The organism is Ruegeria sp. AL12, from assembly GCF_056540885.1.
The window spans coordinates 1-595 of record NZ_JBQFXN010000167.1 but is presented as its reverse complement, the minus strand read 5'-3'; the positions used below and the strand labels follow the sequence as shown (position 1 = coordinate 595).

Below are 595 nucleotides of genomic sequence, written 5' to 3'. Positions count from 1 at the left end.
GACCGCAATGTCAGCGAAACGGCGCGGCGGCTGAACATGCACCGCCGGACCTTGCAGCGGATACTGGCGAAGCGTAGTCCGCGTTGAGACTATAACCTAATCACCGCAAAAACCCCACTCAGCGTCACTGAAGGGAGCACTTTATTTCAGCGCAAAGCTGCTGTGTCAGGTGACGATAACCGATTGGATTGGGGTGTAGGCCGTCCGATGTCCACTTGTCGATGTTATTACTATACCCGGGAGGGGAGTTGAGAAACGTGCAGTTTCCCATTTCCAAGCAAGTTTGTTGTGCTGCAATGTTGTAGGCGGTTCGAAACGTTTCGTTTTCGATAGTCCAAGTTTCGCTGGCGACAGGCAGAACGGCACGCCAGATCAATCTGTCTACGGAGGTGAACACATCCGCTAACTGCTTAACATATTTCGGAACCTCCTCCAGAGGTGCGTCGTTCAGGGCGTCATTAACCCCAACACCCAAGTACCAGACCGGAACATGAGTGATGAGCTCCGGGTGTACCCTTGCTATTAAGCCTTGGGTTGTGTCCCGACTGATTCCCAGATTCAATGCGTTTGAAACGATGTTGCTGGTTAGCCATCC

General features: G+C 52.4%; 2 protein-coding genes. One reads left to right on the top strand and one right to left on the bottom strand.

Features of this window, described 5'->3' with window-relative positions:
- The coding region (locus ACR0C6_RS22030) for a helix-turn-helix domain-containing protein (protein ID WP_330220327.1) at positions 1 to 87 on the top strand (87 nt) is incomplete at its 5' end.
- A 37-nt stretch (positions 88 to 124) separates the two neighbouring features.
- On the opposite strand, the gene ACR0C6_RS22025 is transcribed toward ACR0C6_RS22030, so the two are convergent.
- The coding region (locus ACR0C6_RS22025) for an SGNH/GDSL hydrolase family protein (RefSeq protein WP_480621313.1) at positions 125 to 595 on the bottom strand (471 nt) is incomplete at its 5' end.